Source organism: Xanthomonas sacchari (assembly GCF_040529065.1).
Taxonomy (GTDB): Bacteria; Pseudomonadota; Gammaproteobacteria; order Xanthomonadales; family Xanthomonadaceae; genus Xanthomonas_A; species Xanthomonas_A sacchari.
In genome coordinates this window covers 781,167-801,017 of the sequence record NZ_CP132343.1, presented here as the reverse complement: position 1 = coordinate 801,017, position 19,851 = coordinate 781,167, and the positions used below count along the sequence as shown (strand labels likewise).

Here is a 19,851-nt window from a genome sequence, read left to right as displayed (position 1 = left end):
TGGGTGGGATTTGGGAGTGGGGATTCGGGATTGGTTGATCGCGTGCGTCCCCGGCGTTCCTGTCTTTCTTTGTGGGAGAAGCTGCTGCACCGATGCTTCATCAGTGAGACGTCGGGACTGAAATCCCTCCCACACAACCCGCCCGGTAGTCGATCAGCCCGGCGACATGCCCGCCCACGGCTGCAACTGCGCCGCCAACTGCTCGGCCTGCGGTTGCGGCCGGTACGGCAACCGCCCCCAGCACGGCATCGGCAGGCGCGCACGCAGCATCGCCATGTTGTCGTCGATGCGCTCCATCGCCGGGTCGATCTCGTTGCCGATCCAGCCGATGCACTGCAGGCCGTCGGCGGCGATCGCCGCGGCACTGAGCCGGGCGTGGTTGAGGCAGCCCAGGCGCAGGCCGACCACCAGCACCACCGGCAGCCGCAGCGCGCGTGCCAGATCGGCCTGGTCCAGCGTCGCCGACAGCGGCGCCGCCCAGCCGCCGACGCCTTCCACCACCACCACGTCGGCCTGCGCGCGCAGACGTTCGAACGCGGCCGCGATCGGCGCCAGCTCCAGCTGCACGCCGGCATCGGCGGCGGCCAGTTCCGGCGCCAGCGGCAACGGCAGCGCGTACGGATTGAGATCGTCATAGCGCGGGCGTGGCGCGCTGGCCTCCTGCAGGGCCAGTGCGTCCTCGTTGCGCCAGCCCTCGGCCTCGCGGGTGCAGCCGCTGGCCACCGGCTTCATGCCCACCGCGCGCTGACCGCGCGCGCGCAAGGCATGCAGCAGCGCGGTGCTGGCGATGGTCTTGCCGATGCCGGTATCGGTGCCGGTGACGTAGAAGGCGGGAACAGCCATGCGAGCGAAACCCTGTCGGTTGGCCGGCGGGACGCGCGGCGGCGCGCAGGATAGCCGGGCCCGCCGCGCGCGTCAGCCGCCGCGGTGCCGGCGGAGGCATCGCGCTGCTAGACTCGCGCGATGTTCGCCTCGTCATCGCTCACCGGCAGCAAGCCGGAACAGTACGCCCAGTTGCTCGACCAGGCCCGCGCCCTGGTCGCCGGGGAGCCCGACCGCATCGCCAATGCCGCCAACTTGGCGGCGCTGGTGTATCACGCGCTGCCGCGGCTGAACTGGGTGGGTTTCTACCTCTACGACGGCAAGGAACTGGTGGTGGGGCCGTTCCAGGGCCTGCCCGCCTGCGTGCGCATTCCGCTGCACAAGGGCGTGTGCGGCGCGGCTGCCAGCACCGGCCAGACCCAGCGCATCGACGACGTGGAGGCCTTCCCGGGGCACATCGCCTGCGATGCGGCCTCGCGTTCGGAACTGGTGGTGCCGCTGCTGCGCGACAGCGCGCTGGTCGGCGTGTTCGACCTGGACAGTCCCGACCTGGCCCGCTTCGACGCCGACGACCAGCGCGGCCTGGAAGCGATCGCCCAGGTCTTCGTCGACAGCCTGCGATGAGCACCACCAAGCTGCGCAATATCGGCCCCAAGAGCGCGGCGTGGCTGCGCCAGGTCGGCGTGCGCACGCAGCAGGACCTGGAGGCGGCCGGCGCGGTCGGCGCCTTCGTCAAGGTCAAGCGCGCCGGCTTCAAGCCCAGCCTCAACCTGCTGTATTCGCTGGAGGGCGCGCTCAGCGGCTGCCACTGGCAGGAACTGTCCGAGGCGCGGCGCGCGCAGTTGCTGGCCGAACTGGAAACCGCGACGGCGGCGCTGCCGGCGCAGCGCGGCCTGCCGGTCGCCGGGCCGGTGGCGACCACCCATTTCGACCGCGACGACACGCACGGCGACGATGACGGCACCTACGCGCAGGAGACGCACGACACGCCGGTGGGCGACCACCACGGCGACGACGACGGCCACGGCGCACACGCCGACTGAGCCGCGCAGGCAGCGGCGATCGCGTACAATCGCGCCGCTTCAAGGTGACCCGCCGGCTCCGGCCAGCGGGTTGAAACGGGAAGCCGGTGCGTCTTGCGACAAGGCCGGCGCTGCCCCCGCAACGGTAAGCGATCCGCGCTGACGACCTGCGCCACTGTGCCCTGGGCATGGGAAGGCGTCGCAGCCGGGAGGTCCACCTCCCTGATCGCCAGCCCGGAGACCGGCCTTGCAGTTCACTGGTTGCGATGCGGAGGGCGTCGCGGCGTGCCGCGCCGTGTCCGGCGCCGTCCGCTTGCACCTTCCGTTCGCGACTCCCTTGCCGTCACAGCGCGCAGCCGCGCGCCGGAGTTGCCACCCATGTCGTCCCGCCTGCTTTCGGTCGCGATCGCGTCCGCCCTGTCCCTGCCCGCGCTGGCCCACGCCGCCGATGCCGCCACCGACCTCGACCAGGTCCTGGTCACCGCCACCCGCACCCAGATTTCCGTGGAGGACAGCGTGGTGCCGGCGCAGGTCATCGACCGCGCCGAGATCGAGCGCAGCCAGGCCACGTCGCTGGCGCAGCTGCTGCAGGGCCGCGCCGGCATCGGCGTCTCCAACCAGGGCGGCCTGGGCAAGCTGACCACGCTGAACCTGCGCGGCAGCGAATCGGACCACGTGCTGGTGCTGGTGGACGGCGTGCGCATCGGCTCGGCCAGCGCCGGCCTGGCCGCGTTCCAGGACCTGCCGCTGAGCCAGATCGAGCGCATCGAGATCGTGCGCGGCCCGCGCTCGAGCCTGTACGGCTCCGACGCGATCGGCGGCGTCATCCAGATCTTCACCCGCCGCGGCGGCCAGGGCTTCCAGCAGAACCTGAGCCTGGGCGGCGGCAGCCATGGTCTGCGCGAAGCCGGCGCCGGCTTCAGCAACCGCGGCGAGCGCGGCTGGCTGGCCGTGCAGGGCGGCTACCAGAAGACCGACGGCATCAATGCCTGCAACGGCTCGGCCACGCTGTTCGCCGGCTGCTTCGTCGACCAGCCCGATCGCGACGGCTACCGCAACGTCTCGCTGAGCGCGCGCGGCGGCTACGCGCTGAGCGACACACTGCGCGTCGAAGGCCAGGCGCTGAACATCGACAGCCGCAACGAATACGACGGCGATCCGCTGTTCGCCGGCAACGAGGCCGACAACACCCAGCAGGTGTTCAGCGGCAAGCTCGACTGGACGCCCTCCGATCGCCTGCACCTGGCCGCGCAGCTGGGCCGCAACGTCGACGACGCCGACAGCTACTACCGTGCGCCGGGCGCGCGCACCCGCAGCTTCATCAGCACCTTCGACAGCCGCCGCGACACCGCCGCGCTGCAGGGCGACATCAGCCTGGCCGAAGGCCATCTGCTCAGCGTTGGCAGCGACTGGCAGCGCGAGCACGTCACCAGCACCACCGCCTTCGACGTCGACAGCCGTGACAACACCGGCGTGTTCGCCGAGTACCAGGGCCGCTTCGGCGCGCAGCAGGTGCAGGCCAGCGTGCGCAGCGACGACAACGAACAGTTCGGCGAGCACACCACCGGCAGCCTCGGCTGGGGCCTGGCGTTGGCGCATGGCCTCAAGCTCACCGCCAGCGTCGGCACCGGCTTCAAGGCGCCGACCTTCAACGACCTGTACTACCCGTTCGCCGGCAATCCGGACTTGAAGCCGGAGCGTTCCAAGAGCGGCAACCTCGGCATTGCGCAGTACGCCGACAGCTGGAACTGGACCTTCAACGCCTACGAGACCCGGGTCAAGGACCTGATCTCCTACGACGCGGTCAGCTTCCTGCCGGTCAACGTGGACGAGGCGCGCATCCGCGGCGCCGAACTGACCGGCTATGCGCTGCTGGCCGGCTGGGAACTGTCGGCGCAGCTGAGCCACACCGATCCGCGCAACCGCAGCGACGGCGACAACCGCGACAACTGGCTGGCGCGCCGCGCGCAGAACACCGCGCGCCTGGACGTGGACCGCGGCATCGGCCCGGTCAAGCTCGGCGTCACCGTGTTCGGCAGCGGCCACCGCTTCGACGACGCGGCCAACCGCGTGCGCCTGGCCGGCTACGGCACCGTCGACCTGCGCGCGGAATACGCGTTCACCCCGGACTGGACGCTGCAGGCCAAGGCCAGCAACGTGTTCGATCGCGACTACCAGACGGTGAACTGGTACAACCAGCCGGGCCGCGAATACGCGCTGACCCTGCGCTACGCGCCGGCGGCGCGCTGACGTCATGCGTCGCGCCGTGCCGCAAGGCGTGGCGCGACGCGACAGCTCAGACATCACACGCGTCTTTTTGTAGGAGCGGCTTCAGCCGCGATGGGCTTTATCGGGAAAACCCATCGCGGCTGAAGCCGCTCCTACAACATAACCGGGACCTTCGCGTTGCACCGCGGCGCTGCGCGACCATCGCTCAGCGCAACTGCAGCAGCTCGCGCAGATCGTCCATCAGCAGCACCACGTTGGCGGTGGCCAGATCCAGGTCGCGCGGATAGCCGTAGCGCACCAGCGCCACCGGCATGCCGGCGGCGTGCCCGGCCTGCAGGTCGGTCCCCGAATCGCCGACCATCAGACAGCGCGCCGGCGGCTGCGCGAACTGCTGCGCCAGGTGCAGCAACGGCGCCGGGCTGGGCTTGCGCTCGGGCAGGCTGTCGCCGCCCAGCACCGCGGAAAACAGCTCCGCCACGCCCAGATGCTGCAGCAGCGGCGGCACCATCGCCGACGGCTTGTTGGTGCACAGCGCCAGCGTCACGCCATCGGCATGCAATTGCGCCAAGGCCTCGGCCGCGCCGGGATACAGCCGCGGACTGCGCAACAGGCATTCGGCGTAGTGGCGCATGAAGGTCGGCATCACCGCATCGAGCGGCGTGGCGTCGCCGGCGTGTCGCCAGGCGGCCTCGACCAGCTTGCGTACGCCCTCGCCGATCCAGCCGAGCACGGTCGCCTCCGGCACCCGCGGCAGGCCGAAGTCGGCCAGCGTGCGGTTCAGCGCCTCGGCGATGTCGGCGCCGCTGTCGACCAGGGTGCCGTCGAGGTCGAACACCACCACTGCATACGGAAACGTCATGTCGTGCCAAGACAGGGGGAAGAGGTGTGCATTGTAGGTGGCGCACGGCCGGTATGCGGTCGCGGCAAGGCCGATCAGCATGGCCAGACGATGAAGTCCGTGTTTCCCATCCTTGCACGCACATGTGGGAGGACTTCAGTCCCGACGCGGGATGGGCAAATGCCACGTTCCCGGTTCACTCGCGTATCCCTTGGCGTTCAATCCACGCATGGCGAGGATGCGGCTGCCAACTTGGCATCCTCCACGACGGCGACAACCCGTTTCAATCCACGTATCAGGCAGAACACCATACAGCCTCCGTGCGTGACCACCTCAACCGAACAAGCGCCCCTGCGCCTGTGCGGGTGTGGGCTCGTGAAAGCCGGACAGGCCCACGCCGACCAGGCGGTAGCGGGTGGACGCCGGCAGGTCCACGCGCGCGCGCAGCGCCAGGGCGATGTCGATCAAGGTCTGCAGCGACTCCGGCGGCTGCTCGGGGGTGAAGCTGCGGGTGAGGATGCGGAACTGCGCGGTCTTCAGCTTCAGCACCACCGTGCGCGCGATGCGTTCGGTGCGGCGGGTGGCGTTCCAGGTCTTCTCCGCCAGTTGCCGGATCGCCGGCTCCAGCGCGTCCAGCGCCAGGTCTTCGGCGAAGGTGTCCTCGGAGGAGATCGACTGCACCGGCTGGTCCGATTCCACCGGACGTTCGTCGATGCCGCGCGCGCGCTGGTACAGGCGCAGGCCGAAGCTGCCGAAGCGCGCCTCCAGTTCCGCTTCGCTGCGCGCGCGCAGGTCGCCCACGGTGGCGATGCCCAGTTCCGCCAGCTTGGCCTCCATCACCTTGCCCACGCCGGGCACCTTGTTCACCGGCAACGGGGTCAGGAAGGCTTCCACGCGATGCGGGCGGATCACGAACTGGCCGTCGGGCTTGCGCCAGTCCGAGGCGATCTTGGCCAGGAACTTGTTCGGCGCGATCCCGGCCGAGGCGGTCAGTTCGGTTTCGGCGCGGATCTGCGCGCGGATGGTCTGGGCGATCTCGGTGGCGGTGCGCAGCTCGCCCTTGGGCGCGGTGACGTCCAGGTAGGCCTCGTCCAGCGACAGCGGCTCGATCATGTCGGTGTGGCGCTGGAAGATCTCGCGTACCTGCCGCGACACCGCCTTGTAGCGGGCGAAATCCGGCGGCACGAAGATCGCGTCCGGGCACAGCCGCTCGGCGCGCAGCGCCGGCATCGCCGAGCGCACGCCGAACACGCGCGCCTCGTAGGAGGCGGCGCACACCACCGAGCGCATGCCGCGCCAGGCCACCACCACCGGCTTGCCGCGCAGCGCCGGATCGTCACGCTGCTCCACGGACGCGTAGAACGCATCCATGTCGACGTGAATGATCTTGCGCATCGACCCCATACCCTACGCCTGCGAACGGTGTGCGCATGATAAGCCCGGCACTGCGCACGGACTGAGAATGTGCGCCTTGATCCGGCGCAGTGCGCGCGCCGTCGACGCTGCCGACACTACGCGTGCGTACGGATAAAACGTTTGATTGAACGCGCAAGGCTCATGCACTCTTGCGCGCCTCGACTGTCTGGCCTGGGAATGTTCCGTTCATGAGTCGTCTGTCTTCCTATTCGCGCGAGCAATTGCTCGCCAGCGCACGCGGCGAGCTGTTCGGCGCCAACGCCGGGCGCCTGCCCAACGATCCGATGCTGATGTTCGACCGCATCGTCGCCATCGACGAGACCGGCGGCGCGCACGGCAAGGGCGTGATCCGCGCCGAGCTGGATATCCGCCCGGACCTGTGGTTCTTCGGCTGCCATTTCATCGGCGATCCGGTGATGCCCGGCTGCCTGGGCCTGGATGCGATGTGGCAGCTGACCGGCTTCTTCCTGACCTGGCTGGGCGCGCCCGGCCGCGGCCGCGCGCTGGGCGTGGGCGAAGTGAAGTTCACCGGGCAGGTGCTGCCGAGCGCCAAGCAGGTGGTGTACGAGATCGACATCAGCCGGGTGATCAACCGCAAGCTGGTGATGGCGGTGGCCGACGGCCGCATGTCGGTGGACGGGCGCGAGATCTATACCGCCAAGGACATGCGCGTGGGCCTGTTCACCTCGACGGAGGCGTTCTGATGCGGCGCGTGGTCATTACCGGAATGGGCATCACGTCGTGCCTGGGCAACGATTTGGACACCGTGGCGCGCGCCTTGCGAGAAGGTCAGTCCGGCATCCGCCACAACCCGCAGGCGGTGGAAGCAGGCCTGCGCAGCCAGGTCGGCGGCGACGTGCAACTGGACCTGGACGCGGCGATCGACCGCAAGCTCAAGCGCTTCATGGGCGATGCCTCGGCCTACGCCTACCTGGCGCTGCGCGATGCGCTGGCCGATGCCGGCCTGGACGAGGCGGCGATCAGCGACCCGCGCATCGGCCTGATCGCCGGCTCCGGTGGCGGCTCCAGCCACTGGCAGGTGGAAGCGGCGGACCTGCTGCGCAACCGCGGCGTGCGCAAGGTCGGCCCGTACATGGTGCCGCGCACGATGTGTTCGGCGGTGTCGGCCAGCCTGGCCACCGCGTTCAAGATCAAGGGCGTCAGCTACTCGCTGTCGGCGGCCTGCGCGACCTCGGCGCACTGCATCGGCGCGGCGGCGGACCTGATCCGCCACGGCCAGCAGGACGTGATGTTCGCCGGCGGTGGCGAAGAGCTCGACTGGACCATGAGCCTGATGTTCGACGCCATGGGCGCGCTGTCCACCGGCTTCAACGACACGCCGGCGGTGGCGTCGCGGCCCTACGACGCCGCGCGCGACGGCTTCGTCATCGCCGGCGGCGGCGGCATGCTGGTGCTGGAGGACTACGAGCACGCGGTGGCGCGCGGCGCGCGCATCCATGCCGAACTGGTCGGCTACGGCGTGACCTCCGACGGCGCCGACATGGTGGCACCGTCCGGCGAAGGCGCGGTGCGCTGCATGCACATGGCGCTGCAGGGCGTGGACGCGCCGATCGACTATCTCAACACCCACGGCACCTCGACGCCGCTGGGCGATGTCACCGAGCTGGATGCGGTGCGCGCGGTGTTCGGTGATGCGGTGCCGCCGCTGTCCTCGACCAAGGCGCTGTCCGGGCATTCGCTGGGCGCGGCGAGCGTGCACGAGGCGATCTACTGCCTGCTGATGCTGCGCGACGGCTTCATCGCCGGCTCGGCCAATATCGACACGCTGGATCCGCGCGCAGAGGGCTTCCCGATCGTGCGCGAGAGCCGCGACGCGGACTTGCGCACGGTGATGTCCAACAGCTTCGGCTTCGGCGGTACCAACGCTGCGCTGGTGTTCGCCAAGGCCTGATCCGGGCCGAATCCACACGGCGCCAGCGAAGGCGCCGTGACGGGGTTCAGCGTTCCAGTTGCTTCACGTCGTGGCGCCCGGCCGCCTCGTCCTTGTGCGCCTCCGGCTTGGTCGGTGGCGCTGAAGGCGGCGGCGGAGGTGGTGGTGGTGGTGGTGAGGCTGAAGGTGGCGGCGGCGGTGGCGAACTCGGCTTCGGCGAGTGCCGCTCGACCCACTGGATCGTCGCTGGCGACGGCGGCCATGACGGCGATGCCGATGGCGCAGACGCAGGCGGCGGCACCGGCTGCAGTCCCATCGATTCGCGCTGGCGACGGTCTTCTTCCTGCCGTTGCAGTTCCTTCGACAGTTCCTTGTTGTAGCGGGGATTGAGCGCATCCGGCGGCGGGATCTGATGCATCCGCTCGCCCGGAGGCGTCCATTGCGGCGCGCCGCTCACGGCCTCGGAGGCAGACGCCATTGGTGGCGGCGCCCGCCATTGCGGCGCCAACTGGCGCTGCAATGGGGCCGGAATCTGCGCCGGGCCGGCCGCGGCCGCTGCGCTTTCCAGCGGTCGATAGCGCGCGCGTTCACGCGCCCACGGCTGACCGCGATAGTGCGTGTCCCAATAGCGATCCAGCGCAAAGCCGACGGTGGGCACGCCGGGGGCGATGCCCTGTTCCTGTGCGCTGAAATCGATCGCGCCGGCCGGCAACCAGCCGCGTTTTTCGCGCCAACTGACATCGCACCAGGCCCAGTCGCGGGTGCAGCCATGCACCCGCAGCGCGTCGTTGGTGACCGGCGTGGCCACGCGCGGATACTCCGGCGCCGGGCCGGCACGCAGGCTGGCGCCGATGCGCACCGTGCCGCTGCCGTCCTGCGCCAGCGCCGGTGTTGCCATCGTCAACAGCAACGGCGCCCACCACCCTGCTCGCTTCATGCGGTCCTCCTTGTGCAGTGCGGCGGTTTCCTGCGCCGCGGTCGCGGCGGCGAAGATCGCTGTGCCGCTGCGTCCTGTTCTAGCACGGAGGAGCCGGGATTGGGGATTGGGGATTCGGGATGACCAGACTGCGGCTGTTGAAAGCCGGGATTGGGAATTGGGGGCGGCAGCGTGCTGGGCGGAGCCAACGCATTGGCAAGCGATTCTCTGCGGGAGCGACTCTTGTCCCCTTTTGTGGGATCGGCCGCGACGGGCGTTACCGGTAATGCTCCGTCGCGGCTGAAGCCGCTCCTACAACAAAGCCAGAAGCGCTGGAAATGCCATGCACTCGCGAAAAATCACAAATCCCCAATCCCGAATCACAAATCCCCGCCTACCCCGCCATACCACTGTGCCGCAGCAGCGCTTCCAACTCCGGCGCACGACCGCGAAAGGCGGTGAAGTTCTCCAGCGCCGGGCGGCTGCCGCCGCGCGAGAGGATTTCGCGCAGGAAGCGCGCGCCGGTGGTGGCCAACTGGTCAGGCGCTTCCTCGAATGCGGCATACGCGTCGGCGCTGAGCACCTCGGCCCACTTGTAGCTGTAATAGCCGGCCGCATAGCCGCCGGCGAAGATGTGGTTGAACTGGTGCGGGAAGCGGTTCCACGCCGGCGGCCGGTTCACCGCCACGGCGTCGCGCACGCGCTCGAGCAGTTGCAGCACGCTGTCGGACTGCGCATCGAAGCTGTGGTGCAGTTGCATGTCGAACAGCGCGAACTCGAGCTGGCGCACGGTGAACATGCCGCTCTGGTAGTTCTTCGCCGCCAGCATCTTGTCGAACAGCGCGCGTGGCAGCGGCTCGCCACTGTCCACGTGCGCCGTCATCGCCTGCAGGCGCGGCCATTCCCAGCAGAAGTTCTCCATGAACTGGCTGGGCAATTCCACCGCGTCCCATTCCACGCCGTTGATGCCGGCCACACCCAGTTCGCCGATCTGGGTCAGCAATTGGTGCAGGCCATGGCCCATCTCGTGGAACAGGGTGGTGACCTCGTTGTGGGTGAAGGTGGCCGGCTTGCCGTCGCTGCCGCGGCCGAAGTTGCACACCAGGTACACCAGCGGGGTCTGCACGCCGTCGGCGCGTTCGCGGTGGTTGCGGCAGTCGTCCATCCAGGCGCCGCCGCGCTTGCCTTCGCGTGCGTACAGATCCAGGTAGAACTGCCCGACCAGGCGCCCCTGCGCGTCGCTGAGGCGGAAGAAGCGCACGTCCGGATGCCACACCGGCGCGCTGTCGGCCTCCACCCGCAATCCGTACAGGTCGTGGATCAGGCCGAACAGGCCGTCCAGCACCTTGGGCTCGGTGAAGTAACGCTTCACCTCCTGCTCGGAGAAGCTGTAGCGCGCCTGCTTCAGTTTCTCGCTGACGTAGGCCAGATCCCAGGCTTCCAGCGTATCCAGACCCAGGTGCTCGCGCGCGAACGCTTCCAGTTCGGCGCGGTCGCGCTGCGCGTAGGGCTTGGCGCGTGCGGCCAGGTCGTGCAGGAACTCCAGCACCTGTGCCGGATCCTGCGCCATCTTCGTCGCCAGCGAATACTCGGCGTAGCTGGCGAAGCCGAGCAGGGCCGCCAGTTCGTGACGCAGGGCGAGAATGCGGCCGATCGCCGCGCTGTTGTCCAGCGCCGCATCGCCGAACTCCGAGGCGCGAATCGCGTTGGCGCGGTACAGCGTCTCGCGCAGGGCGCGGTCCTCGGCGTACATCTGCACCGGCAGGTAGCACGGCATCTGCAGGGTCAGCTTCCAGCCCGTCTGGCCGTCGCGTTCGGCCGCCGCATGCGCGGCGGCGATGCTGTCCTCGGGCAGGCCGGCCAGGCGCGCCGGGTCGTCGATCAGCAGCGACCACGCGTCGGTGGCGTCGAGCACGTTCTGCGAGAACTTGGCCGACAGCGCCGACAGTTCTTCCTGGATCGCGGCGAAGCGCTGCTTGTCGGCCTCGCCCAGTTCGGCGCCGCCCAGGCGGAAATCGCGCAGCGCGTTGTCCAGCACCTTGTGCTGCGCCGGCGTCAGCGTCGCCGCCTCCGGCGATTGCGCCAGCGTGCTGTACTGGGCGAACAGCGCCAGGTTCTGCCCCAGCGCGCTGGAGAAGCGCGTCACCTTGGGCAGGTTGGCGTTGTAGGCCTCGCGCAGCGCCGGCGTGTTGACCACCGCCTGCAGGTGGCCCACCTGGCCCCAGGCCCGCCACAGCCGCTCGGTGGCATCGTCCAGCGGCGCCACGAAGCTGTCCCAGCGCACCGGCGCCACCGTCTCGGCGGCGGCCACGGCGGCCTCGGCCTGCGCCAGCAGCGTGTCGATCGCCGGGCCGATGTGCTCGGGCTGGATCGCATCGAAGCGCGGCAGGCCGGAAAAATCGAGCAAGGGATTGGTCATCGCGGAACTCTCGGTAGCGGAGGAAGGACCGGCGCAGCCGGCCATGAACGACAGATGGCGGTCAGTCCAGCGCGGCACAAGGCAGTGGCGGCAGGCCGGCGCCGGCCACCGCCGCGGCCAGCTGCGCATCGGCCTGTTCCACGTCGATGCCCTGCTCGGCGTACCACTGCGGCCGGTAGTAGCTGTGCACGTAGCGCTCGCCGCTGTCGCACAGGATGGTGACGATGGCGCCGCTGCGGCCCTGTTCGCGCATGCGCGTGGCCGCCTGCAGCACGCCGACGAAGTTGGTGCCGGTGGAGCCGCCCACGCGCCGGCCCAGGCGCGCGCTGACGTAGCGCATCGCCGCCAGGCTCAGCGCATCGGGCACCTTGACCATCGCATCGACACAGCTGGGGATGAAACTCGGCTCCACCCGCGGCCGGCCGATGCCTTCGATGCGCGAGCCGCCGGTGCTTTCCAGGCCGGCGTAGTCGCGCCCGGCCAGCGCCTCGCGGTAGCCGTCGAAGAACAGCGACACTTCCGGATCCGCGCACAGGATGCGGGTGGGATGGCGCCGGTAGCGCACGTAGCGGCCGAGCGTGGCCGCGGTGCCGCCGGTGCCGGGGCTGCACACGATCCACGCCGGGATCGGATGCGGCTCCTCCTGCATCTGCCGGAAGATCGACTCGGCGATGTTGTTGTTGGCGCGCCAGTCGGTGGCGCGCTCGGCGTACAGGAACTGGTCCATGAAGTGGCCGCCGGTCTCGCGCGCCAGTTGCACCGAATCGGCGTGCAGGTCGCAGGCGCGCCCGACCAGGTGGCAGCGTCCGCCCTGGAACTCGATCGCGGCGATCTTCTCCGGCGAGGTGGTGGCCGGGATCACCGCGATGAACGGCAGCCCCAGCAGGCGCGCGAAATACGCCTCGGACACCGCGGTGGAGCCGCTGGAGGCCTCGATCACCGGGCGCCCCTCGCGCAGCCAGCCGTTGGCCAACGCGTACAGGAACAGCGAGCGCGCCAGGCGGTGCTTGAGGCTGCCGGTGGGATGGCTGGACTCGTCCTTGAAGTACAGGTCGATGCCGGGGAAACCGGGCAGGTCCAGCGGGATCAGGTGGGTATCGGCCGAGCGGTTGAAGTCGGCTTCGATCTTCTGGATGGCGGCGGCCACCCAAGCGCGATGGGTCATGGCGATGCGGGAGCGGAGAAACCGCGCCCACGATACACGCCCGGCCGTGCGCCCGGACCATGCGCGGCAGCGGCCGCCACGGCGGCGTTCACCCGGGAAGACGCGGCGCCGGGGCGGCGCTCAGCCGGCGACCACGCTGAAGCCGGCATCGGCGATCGCCTGCTCCAGCGTGGCGACGTCGATGCGCGCCGGGTCGTAGTCGATGCCGACGCGCCCGCCTTCCAGCACCACCGTGCTGGCGGCCACGCCCGGGCAGGCGTCGAGCACCCGCTGCAACCGTGCGCTGCAGCCGCCGCAGGTCATGCCGTGGACGAGGAGATCGAGATGGTGCATGTCAGGCTCCAGGGTCGAGAAATCGCATCCGCGCTCATTGCGGACGCCAGCGATTCAGCAGCAGCGCGTTGCCCAGCACCGAGACCGAACTCAGTGCCATCGCCGCGCCGGCGATCACCGGGTTGAGCAGGCCGAACGCGGCCAGCGGGATGCCCAGGCCGTTGAAGACGAAGGCGAAGAACAGGTTCTGGCGGATCTTGCGCACCGTCGCCGCGGACAGGTCGATGGCGGCGGCGACGCCGGCCAGGTCGCCGTGCATCAGCACCACGTCGGCCGCCTCGATGGCGATGTCCGAGCCGCTGCCGATGGCGAAGCTGACGTCGGCCGCGGCCAGCGCCGGGGCATCGTTGATGCCGTCGCCGACCATGCCCACGTGTGCGCCCGGCACGGCCTGCAGCCGGCGCACGTGCTCGGCCTTGTCCTGCGGCAGCACCTCGGCCTGCACCTGCCGGATGCCGAGCCGCACGGCCACCGCCTGCGCCGCGTGGCGGTTGTCGCCGCTGAGCATGGTCACCGCGATCCCGCGCGCCTGCAGCAATGCCACCGCCTCGGCGGCATCCTCGCGCAGCGGATCGGCGATGGCGATGTAGCCGGCCATCACGCCGTCCACCGCCACCCCGACCACGCTGTGGCCCTGCGCCTGCGCCGCTTCGGCCTGGCGGCGCAGCGCCGGGTCGGCCGGCGCGGCGACCAGACCGTCGAGCCACGCAAGTGCGCCCAGCGCCACCTCGCGCCCGTCCACGCGGCCACGCACGCCCTGCCCCGGCAGCGTCTGCACCGCCTCGGCCAATGGCGCCGGCACGGCCGCGCGCACCCCCAACTCAGCGGCACGCTGCACGATGGCGCGCGCCAGCGGGTGCGCCGAACCGGTCTCCAGCGCCGCGGCCAGGCGCAACAGCGGCGCGGTCTCGGCCGCGTCGGCGACCAGCACCGCCGTCACCTGCGGCTGGCCCAGGGTCAGGGTGCCGGTCTTGTCGACCACCAGCGCGGTCAGCGCACGCGCACGTTCCAGCACCTCGGCATCGCGGATCAGGATGCCGGCGCGCGCGCCGACACCGGTGCCGACCATGATCGCGGTCGGCGTGGCCAGGCCCAGTGCGCACGGGCAGGCGATCACCAGCACCGCCACCGCGCGCACCAGCGCCTCGGCGAAGCTGCCGCCCAGCGCCCAGGTCGCGCCCAGGGTGAGCGCGGCGATGGCCAGCACCGCCGGCACGAATACCGCTGCGATGCGGTCGACCAGGCGCTGGATCGGCGCGCGCGAGCCTTGCGCGGCATCGACCATGCGCACGATCTGCGCCAGCAGCGTGTCCGCGCCGACGCCGGTGGCGCGCGCGCGCAGCAGGCCGAGCTGATTGACCGTCGCGGCGTGCAGACGGCTGCCCGGCGCCTTGGCCACCGGCATGGCCTCGCCGGAGAGCATGGCCTCGTCCACGCTGGAATGACCCTCGAGCACCTCGCCGTCCACCGGCACGCGCTCGCCGGCGGCGACCACGAACACGTCGCCGACCGCCAGTTCCGCCGCGTCCACCTCCACGATGGCGCCGTCGCGCTCGACCCGCGCGGTGGTCGGCGCTAGGTCGAGCAGCGCGCGCACCGCCGCGGTGGTGCGGCGCTTGGCGCGGGCCTCGAGCAGGCGCCCGAGCAGCACCAGGGTGATGACGCTGGTGCTGGCCTCGAAGTACACGTGCTGGCCATGCAGGCCGGCCACGGTGACCACGGCGCTGTACAGATAGGCCATGCCGGTGCCCAGCGCGACCAGCACGTCCATGTTGGCGCTGCCGTTGCGCAGTGCGCGGTAGCCGGCGCGGTAGAAGCGCGCGCCGATCCAGCACTGCACCGGCGTCGCCAGCAACAGCTGCAGCCAGCGCGGCAGCGGTTCGACGTGCGCGCCGCGCAGCGCGTCGCCATCCAGCATGCCGAGCATCTGCCCCCAGAACGGCAGCGTCAGCAGCACCGCCGCGGCGAACAGGCCCAGCTCGCGTCGCCAGGCACGCCGTTCGCTGCGCTCGCGTTCGGCCAGCTGCGCAGGGTCCATGGCCTCGACGACGCGCGCGCCGAACCCGGCGCGGGCGATGCGCGCGACCAGGTCCGCGGGCGCGACCGCACCCGGCACGATCTCCACCCGCGCCTTGGCCGAGGCCAAGTTGGCGTGGCCGGCGAGCACGCCCGGGGTCTTCGCCAGCACCGCATCGATGGACGCGACGCAGGACGCGCAGTGCAGGCCGCTGAGCTCCAGCGTCAGGGTCTCGGTGGGCACGCTGTAGCCGGCGTGCTGGATGCGCTGCAGCAGCGTCGGCAGATCCACCTGCTGCGGGTCGTAGTCCACCTGCACGCGCGCGCCGGCGTAGCTGGCCTGCGCCGCCACGCCGGGCAGACGCGTGAGCGCTTTTTCCACGCCCGCCGCGCAGGCGGCGCAGGTCATGCCCTGCACCGGCAGCGTCAGCGACGCGGTGGTCCGGTCCGCGCTCATCGCGGCGGCTCGCCGACGGCATCGCCGCGGATGTCGCCCAGGATCGGGCAGGCGTCCGGCGCGCCGTGCCCGGGGCAATCCTCGACCAGGGCGGCCAGGGTGTCGCGCATCTCGGTCAGCTCGGCGATGCGCCGGTCCAGCGCCTGCAGGCGCGCGCTGGCGCGCTGCTTGATGCCCTCCACGCCGTGCACGCGGTCGTCCTGCAACGCCAGCAACTCGCCGATCTCCTCCAGCGAGAAGCCCAGCTCCTTGGCGCGGCGGATGAAGCGCACCCGCTGCACTGCCGCGGCGTCGTACTCGCGGTAGCCGGAGGCGCGGCGCGGGGCGGGCGGCAGCAGGCCCTGGCGTTCGTAGTAACGCACGGTGTCGATGGCGACGTCGGCCTGGCGGGCGAGCGCGCCGATGGTGAAGCGGGCGGTGGCGGGGTCGGATCGCATGCGCACACCCTACTCCCTGGACTCGGGTCCAGAGTCAAGCCTTGCCGCATGGCGGTCGCTTGCCGCGCACGCCGGCTTCGGTATCCTCTTCGCTTCCCGTTGCCACGCTGCCGCCTGTGCCGACTTCCGCCGTCCTGCTGCGCCTGCTGCTGTGCCTGAGCCTGCTGCTCAACGGCACCGCGGCCGCCATGGCGATGCCCGGCATGCCGGCGCACGGCAGCGCGACGCACGAAGCGGCTGCCATCGTCGCCATCGCGGCGCCGGCGCATGCGGCGATGCCCTGCCACGACGCACCGCCACCGCCGCCGACCGACCACGGCGAGCACTGCCACGACCATGCCGGCAAACACGGCGGCTGCGGCGGCATGGCCGGCTGCCAATGCCCGCACGCGCAACCGCTGCCGGCCTTGCTGGCGATGCCGCTGGCGCTGCCACGCTTGCCCCGCACCCTGATCGCCACCGCTCCCCAGGCCGCGCACGGCGCGCCCGGCCTGCCGCGGCTGGAACGCCCTCCCAGCGCCTGAGCGCGCGCGGCCGCCTGCTGGGCGGTCTCCCGGCGGCAGCGCACAGGCGCTGCCGCGTCCGTGCCTGCAGCGCTCCGTCGGCGCTGCGCGGCGCATCGCATCCGCTTACGGACATCGCACATGAACCCATCTTCTTCCGGCCTGCCGGCGCTGCCGTCGCGGCGCCGCTTCGTCACCGGGCTGGCACTGGGCGCCGCCGCCGGCCTCACCGGGCTGCCGCTGCGCCACGCCCAGGCCAGCGCGCTGGCGCGCAACGGCGCCTCGCCCTACGTGCTGCACGGCACCGACCTGGACCTGAGCATCGGCAGTACGCGGGTCAACTTCACCGGGCGCGAGCGCCCCGCCATCGCGGTCAACGGCAGCGTGCCGGCACCGCTGCTGCGCTGGCGCGAAGGCGACACAGTGACCATCCGCGTGGCCAACCGCCTGCCCGGCCACACCCAGACCTCGGTGCACTGGCACGGCCTGCTGCTGCCGGCCAACATGGACGGCGTGCCGGGCATGAGCTTCGACGGCATCTACCCGGGCGAGACCTACCAGTACCGCTTCGCCCTGCGCCAGTCCGGCACCTACTGGTACCACAGCCATTCGCTGCACCAGGAGCAGGCCGGGCTGTACGGCGCCATCGTCATCGACCCGCGCGAGCCGCCGCCGTACCGCCACGATCGCGAACACGTGCTGCTGCTGTCGGACTGGACCGATCTGGATCCGGCGGCGCTGTTCCGGCGGCTGAAGCAGATGCCGTCCTACGACAACCTGTACCAGCGCACCGTCGGCGATTTCCTGCGCGACGCGCGCGAGGACGGGCTGCGCGCCACCCTCGCCGACCGCGGCATGTGGGGGCGCATGCGCATGACGCCGAGCGACCTGTCCGACGTCAACGGCAACACCTACACCTACCTGCTCAACGGCATGACCCCGGCCGGCAACTGGACCGGGCTGTTCCGCCCCGGCGAGAAGGTGCTGCTGCGCTTCATCAACGCCTCCAGCATGAGTTACTTCGACGTGCGCATCCCCGGGCTGAAGATGACCGTGGTCGCCGCCGACGGCCAGTACGTGCATCCGGTGAGCGTGGATGAGTTCCGCATCGCCGCGGCCGAGACCTTTGATGTGCTGGTCGAGCCCAGCGGCCAGGACGCCTACACGGTGTTCGCCCAGGACATGGGCCGCACCGGCCACGCGCGCGGCACCTTGGCCGTGCGCGAAGGCCTGCAGGCGCCGGTGCCGGCGAACGACCCGCGCCCGTTGCTGCGCATGCAGGACATGGGCCATGCGATGGCCGGGCACGCCGGCATGGACCACGGCGCCGGCACGGCCATGCACGGTATGGAAGGCGGCTGCGGGGCGAGCATGCACATGGCCGGCATGCCGGGCATGGACCACGCCGCGCACGCGGCTTCCAGTACTCCCGCCGCGCCTGCGCATCCAGCCAGCAAACGCGGCAATCCGCTAGTGGACATGCAGTCCTCCGCCACTGCGCCGCGGCTGGACGACCCCGGCATCGGCCTGCGCGACAACGGCCGCCGCGTGCTGACCTATGCCAATCTGCACAGCCTGTTCGAGGACCCGGACGGACGCGAGCCGGGGCGCGAGATCCAGTTGCACCTGACCGGCAACATGGAGAAGTTCGCCTGGTCGTTCGACGGCATTCCCTTCGCCAGCGCCGAGCCGCTGCGGCTGAACTACGGCGAGCGCCTGCGCATCGTGCTGGTCAACGACACGATGATGCAGCACCCGATCCACCTGCACGGCATGTGGAGCGACGTCGAGGACGCCGCCGGCCGCTTCCAGGTGCGCAAGCACACCGTGGACATGCCGCCGGGCACGCGCCGCAGCTACCGCGTGCGCGCCGATGCGCTGGGCCGCTGGGCCTACCACTGCCACCTGCTGTACCACATGGACGGCGGCATGATGCGCGAAGTGCGGGTGGACGCATGAGCCGCTTCCGTCTCGCTCCGCTCGCCCAGGCGACCGGCATGGCGCTGTTGTTGGCGCACGCCGTGGCGCAGGCACAGCATGTCCACGCGGCCGACAGCGACGCCGATCGCCCTGCCGCGCCCTGCGCCTGCCCGGCATCCGCTGCCAGCATGCCCATCGCGGACGCGACAGCAGCGCAGCCCGGCACGGCGATGCAGGGCGCCATGGACCACGCAGCCATGGGGCATGCCGCACACGCGCCGGCCATGCACGCCGCGCCTGCCACGCAGACCACGGCAGAGCACGCCGACGCCATGTCGCACGAGCACATGGACCACGCCACGATGGACCACGCGGCGGCGCCGGCGTCGCAGGTCGAGCATTCGCACTCCGCACACGACGGCATGCATCACGACCGTATGGACCATGCGACGCCGTCGGCGCCCGAACCGACAGCGACAGCGACAGCGTGCCACTGTCCCGCGAGCGCCGACACGTCGCTGCCGCGCGAGCCGATCCCGCCGATCACCGCCGCCGACCGGGCGGCGGCGTTCCCGGTGCTGCGCGACCACGGCATGGCGCACGGCGCGGCGCGCACCGGCTACCTGCTGGTCGATCGCCTGGAGGGCTGGAACAATGCCCACGGCAGCGGCCAGGCCTGGGAGGCGCGCGGCTGGTACGGCGGCGACATCGACCGGCTATGGCTGCGCAGCGACGGCGAACGCGAGGGCGGCCGCACCACGGCGTCCTCGCTGGAACTGGCCTACGGCCGCGCGATCTCGCCGTGGTGGGACGTGCTGATCGGCGGCAGGCAGGCGTTCGCGCCGGGCAGCGCGCGGACCTCTGCCGCGTTCGGCGTGCAGGGCATGGCGCCGTACAAGTTCGAGGTCTCGGCCATGCTGTACGTCGGCGCAGGTGGCCATGCCAGCCTGCACCTGGAAGGCGAGTACGACGTGCTGCTGACCAATCGCCTCATCCTGCAGCCACGGCTGGAGGCGGAACTGGTCGCGCGCGACGATCCGGCGCACCGCACCGGCAACGGCCTGGCCACCGTGGAGGGCGGGCTGCGCCTGCGTTACGAGATCACGCGGCGGTTCGCGCCGTACATCGGCGTGGACCACGTCCGCCACTTCGGCGACACCGCCGACCTGCGCCGTGGCGACGGCGAGGCGGTGCGCGAGACGCGCTGGGTCGCCGGCCTGCGGTTCTGGTTCTGACGGTTCTGGTGTCGAGCTGCGGACGTGCGGCGTACAGCGGCGCAAGGACGCCCCCCCGGAGCGACACGCGGCATCGCCACCAGACGATGCGCGTCTCGCGCCAGGTGCACGCACGGCAGACACCGCAAGCGGCCGTGCGTCCGTAGGAGCGGCTTCAGCCGCGACGGGCGTTCCCGGGAATGCCCGTCGCGGCTGAAGCCGCTCCTACGAGATGCGGAACCGCGCCGCGGCA

17 protein-coding genes and 1 riboswitch are annotated in these 19,851 nt (G+C 70.9%); of the genes, 8 read left to right on the top strand and 9 right to left on the bottom strand.

The genetic code is table 11. The annotated features are described in order from the left end of the window. Positions 1 to 153: 153 nt before the first annotated feature. Positions 154 to 843 carry a dethiobiotin synthase gene (bioD, locus tag RAB71_RS03505; protein ID WP_010343826.1) on the bottom strand — a complete coding sequence of 230 codons (690 nt, stop codon included), beginning with the start codon at positions 841 to 843 and terminating at the stop codon, positions 154 to 156. Positions 844 to 963: 120 nt separating this feature from the next. On the opposite strand from bioD, the gene RAB71_RS03500 reads away from it, so the two are divergent. The 3 genes from RAB71_RS03500 (at position 964) to btuB (ending at position 4,094) form a co-directional block, all read left to right on the top strand. Beyond that, the gene (locus RAB71_RS03500; protein ID WP_010343825.1) at positions 964 to 1,446 is read left to right on the top strand and encodes a GAF domain-containing protein; all 483 of its coding nucleotides are present in this window, start codon (positions 964 to 966) and stop codon (positions 1,444 to 1,446) included. Then, entirely contained in the window at positions 1,443 to 1,865 is a 423-nt protein-coding gene (locus tag RAB71_RS03495; RefSeq protein ID WP_010343824.1) for a TfoX/Sxy family protein, read from the top strand. The genes RAB71_RS03500 and RAB71_RS03495 overlap by 4 nt, the downstream gene beginning before the upstream one ends. A gap of 25 nt (positions 1,866 to 1,890) precedes the next feature. Next, positions 1,891 to 2,109, top strand: a riboswitch (cobalamin riboswitch). Between the two features lie 113 nt (positions 2,110 to 2,222). Then, the gene (gene btuB, locus RAB71_RS03490; RefSeq protein ID WP_010343823.1) at positions 2,223 to 4,094 is read left to right on the top strand and encodes a TonB-dependent vitamin B12 receptor; all 1,872 of its coding nucleotides are present in this window, start codon (positions 2,223 to 2,225) and stop codon (positions 4,092 to 4,094) included. 184 nt (positions 4,095 to 4,278) lie between these two features. Here btuB and gph read toward each other — a convergent pair whose 3' ends face one another. After that, positions 4,279 to 4,932 (bottom strand): phosphoglycolate phosphatase, encoded by a 654-nt coding sequence (gph, locus tag RAB71_RS03485; RefSeq protein ID WP_029562215.1) that lies wholly within the window; start codon positions 4,930 to 4,932, stop codon positions 4,279 to 4,281. 312 nt (positions 4,933 to 5,244) lie between these two features. Further along, positions 5,245 to 6,315: a DNA polymerase IV gene (gene dinB / locus RAB71_RS03480; RefSeq protein WP_010343821.1), complete on the bottom strand. Its 1,071-nt coding sequence runs from the start codon at positions 6,313 to 6,315 to the stop codon at positions 5,245 to 5,247. Between the two features lie 200 nt (positions 6,316 to 6,515). Here dinB and fabA point away from each other — a divergent pair, with 200 nt between their 5' ends. Both fabA and fabB read left to right on the top strand, forming a co-directional pair. After that, a complete protein-coding gene (gene fabA / locus RAB71_RS03475; RefSeq protein WP_010343820.1) occupies positions 6,516 to 7,031 on the top strand; it encodes a 3-hydroxyacyl-[acyl-carrier-protein] dehydratase FabA in 516 nt (171 codons plus the stop codon). Beyond that, positions 7,031 to 8,239, top strand: coding sequence for a beta-ketoacyl-ACP synthase I (gene fabB / locus RAB71_RS03470; RefSeq protein WP_010343819.1), 1,209 nt, complete (start codon positions 7,031 to 7,033; stop codon positions 8,237 to 8,239). Before fabA ends, fabB begins: the two co-directional genes overlap by 1 nt. A 46-nt stretch (positions 8,240 to 8,285) precedes the next feature. On the opposite strand, the gene RAB71_RS03465 is transcribed toward fabB, so the two are convergent. From RAB71_RS03465 to RAB71_RS03440, 6 genes are all read right to left on the bottom strand, one after another. After that, the gene (locus RAB71_RS03465; protein WP_167397488.1) at positions 8,286 to 9,155 is read right to left on the bottom strand and encodes a hypothetical protein; all 870 of its coding nucleotides are present in this window, start codon (positions 9,153 to 9,155) and stop codon (positions 8,286 to 8,288) included. 373 nt (positions 9,156 to 9,528) lie between these two features. Then, positions 9,529 to 11,553 carry a M3 family metallopeptidase gene (locus RAB71_RS03460; RefSeq protein ID WP_010343817.1) on the bottom strand — a complete coding sequence of 675 codons (2,025 nt, stop codon included), beginning with the start codon at positions 11,551 to 11,553 and terminating at the stop codon, positions 9,529 to 9,531. A gap of 61 nt (positions 11,554 to 11,614) precedes the next feature. Next, positions 11,615 to 12,718, bottom strand: a complete 1,104-nt coding sequence (locus RAB71_RS03455) for a PLP-dependent cysteine synthase family protein (RefSeq protein ID WP_010343816.1) — start codon at positions 12,716 to 12,718, stop codon at positions 11,615 to 11,617. A gap of 120 nt (positions 12,719 to 12,838) precedes the next feature. Beyond that, entirely contained in the window at positions 12,839 to 13,051 is a 213-nt protein-coding gene (locus tag RAB71_RS03450) for a heavy-metal-associated domain-containing protein (protein ID WP_010343815.1), read from the bottom strand. Between the two features lie 34 nt (positions 13,052 to 13,085). Continuing rightward, entirely contained in the window at positions 13,086 to 15,524 is a 2,439-nt protein-coding gene (locus tag RAB71_RS03445) for a heavy metal translocating P-type ATPase (protein ID WP_010343814.1), read from the bottom strand. Next, on the bottom strand, positions 15,521 to 15,961 hold the full coding sequence (locus RAB71_RS03440; protein ID WP_010343813.1) for a heavy metal-responsive transcriptional regulator: 441 nt from the start codon (positions 15,959 to 15,961) through the stop codon (positions 15,521 to 15,523). The genes RAB71_RS03445 and RAB71_RS03440 overlap by 4 nt, the downstream gene beginning before the upstream one ends. Before the next feature lie 116 nt (positions 15,962 to 16,077). Here RAB71_RS03440 and RAB71_RS03435 point away from each other — a divergent pair, with 116 nt between their 5' ends. The 3 genes from RAB71_RS03435 to RAB71_RS03425 all read left to right on the top strand — a co-directional run bounded on the left by RAB71_RS03435 (position 16,078) and on the right by RAB71_RS03425 (position 19,619). Continuing rightward, entirely contained in the window at positions 16,078 to 16,485 is a 408-nt protein-coding gene (locus tag RAB71_RS03435) for a CopL family metal-binding regulatory protein (protein WP_010343812.1), read from the top strand. 120 nt (positions 16,486 to 16,605) lie between these two features. Continuing rightward, complete coding sequence (locus RAB71_RS03430) at positions 16,606 to 18,423, top strand: copper resistance system multicopper oxidase (RefSeq protein ID WP_010343811.1); 1,818 nt, start codon at positions 16,606 to 16,608, stop codon at positions 18,421 to 18,423. Next, a complete protein-coding gene (locus RAB71_RS03425; RefSeq protein ID WP_029562213.1) occupies positions 18,420 to 19,619 on the top strand; it encodes a copper resistance protein B in 1,200 nt (399 codons plus the stop codon). The genes RAB71_RS03430 and RAB71_RS03425 overlap by 4 nt, the downstream gene beginning before the upstream one ends. Positions 19,620 to 19,851: the final 232 nt, after the last annotated feature.

Coding starts and splice junctions, on each gene's coding strand:
- bioD (WP_010343826.1), bottom strand. CDS start 843: ATGGCTGTTCCCGCCTTCTACGTCACCGGCACCGATACCGGCATCGGC.
- RAB71_RS03500 (WP_010343825.1), top strand. CDS start 964: ATGTTCGCCTCGTCATCGCTCACCGGCAGCAAGCCGGAACAGTACGCC.
- RAB71_RS03495 (WP_010343824.1), top strand. CDS start 1,443: ATGAGCACCACCAAGCTGCGCAATATCGGCCCCAAGAGCGCGGCGTGG.
- btuB (WP_010343823.1), top strand. CDS start 2,223: ATGTCGTCCCGCCTGCTTTCGGTCGCGATCGCGTCCGCCCTGTCCCTG.
- gph (WP_029562215.1), bottom strand. CDS start 4,932: ATGACGTTTCCGTATGCAGTGGTGGTGTTCGACCTCGACGGCACCCTG.
- dinB (WP_010343821.1), bottom strand. CDS start 6,315: ATGGGGTCGATGCGCAAGATCATTCACGTCGACATGGATGCGTTCTAC.
- fabA (WP_010343820.1), top strand. CDS start 6,516: ATGAGTCGTCTGTCTTCCTATTCGCGCGAGCAATTGCTCGCCAGCGCA.
- fabB (WP_010343819.1), top strand. CDS start 7,031: ATGCGGCGCGTGGTCATTACCGGAATGGGCATCACGTCGTGCCTGGGC.
- RAB71_RS03465 (WP_167397488.1), bottom strand. CDS start 9,155: ATGAAGCGAGCAGGGTGGTGGGCGCCGTTGCTGTTGACGATGGCAACA.
- RAB71_RS03460 (WP_010343817.1), bottom strand. CDS start 11,553: ATGACCAATCCCTTGCTCGATTTTTCCGGCCTGCCGCGCTTCGATGCG.
- RAB71_RS03455 (WP_010343816.1), bottom strand. CDS start 12,718: ATGACCCATCGCGCTTGGGTGGCCGCCGCCATCCAGAAGATCGAAGCC.
- RAB71_RS03450 (WP_010343815.1), bottom strand. CDS start 13,051: ATGCACCATCTCGATCTCCTCGTCCACGGCATGACCTGCGGCGGCTGC.
- RAB71_RS03445 (WP_010343814.1), bottom strand. CDS start 15,524: ATGAGCGCGGACCGGACCACCGCGTCGCTGACGCTGCCGGTGCAGGGC.
- RAB71_RS03440 (WP_010343813.1), bottom strand. CDS start 15,961: ATGCGATCCGACCCCGCCACCGCCCGCTTCACCATCGGCGCGCTCGCC.
- RAB71_RS03430 (WP_010343811.1), top strand. CDS start 16,606: ATGAACCCATCTTCTTCCGGCCTGCCGGCGCTGCCGTCGCGGCGCCGC.
- RAB71_RS03425 (WP_029562213.1), top strand. CDS start 18,420: ATGAGCCGCTTCCGTCTCGCTCCGCTCGCCCAGGCGACCGGCATGGCG.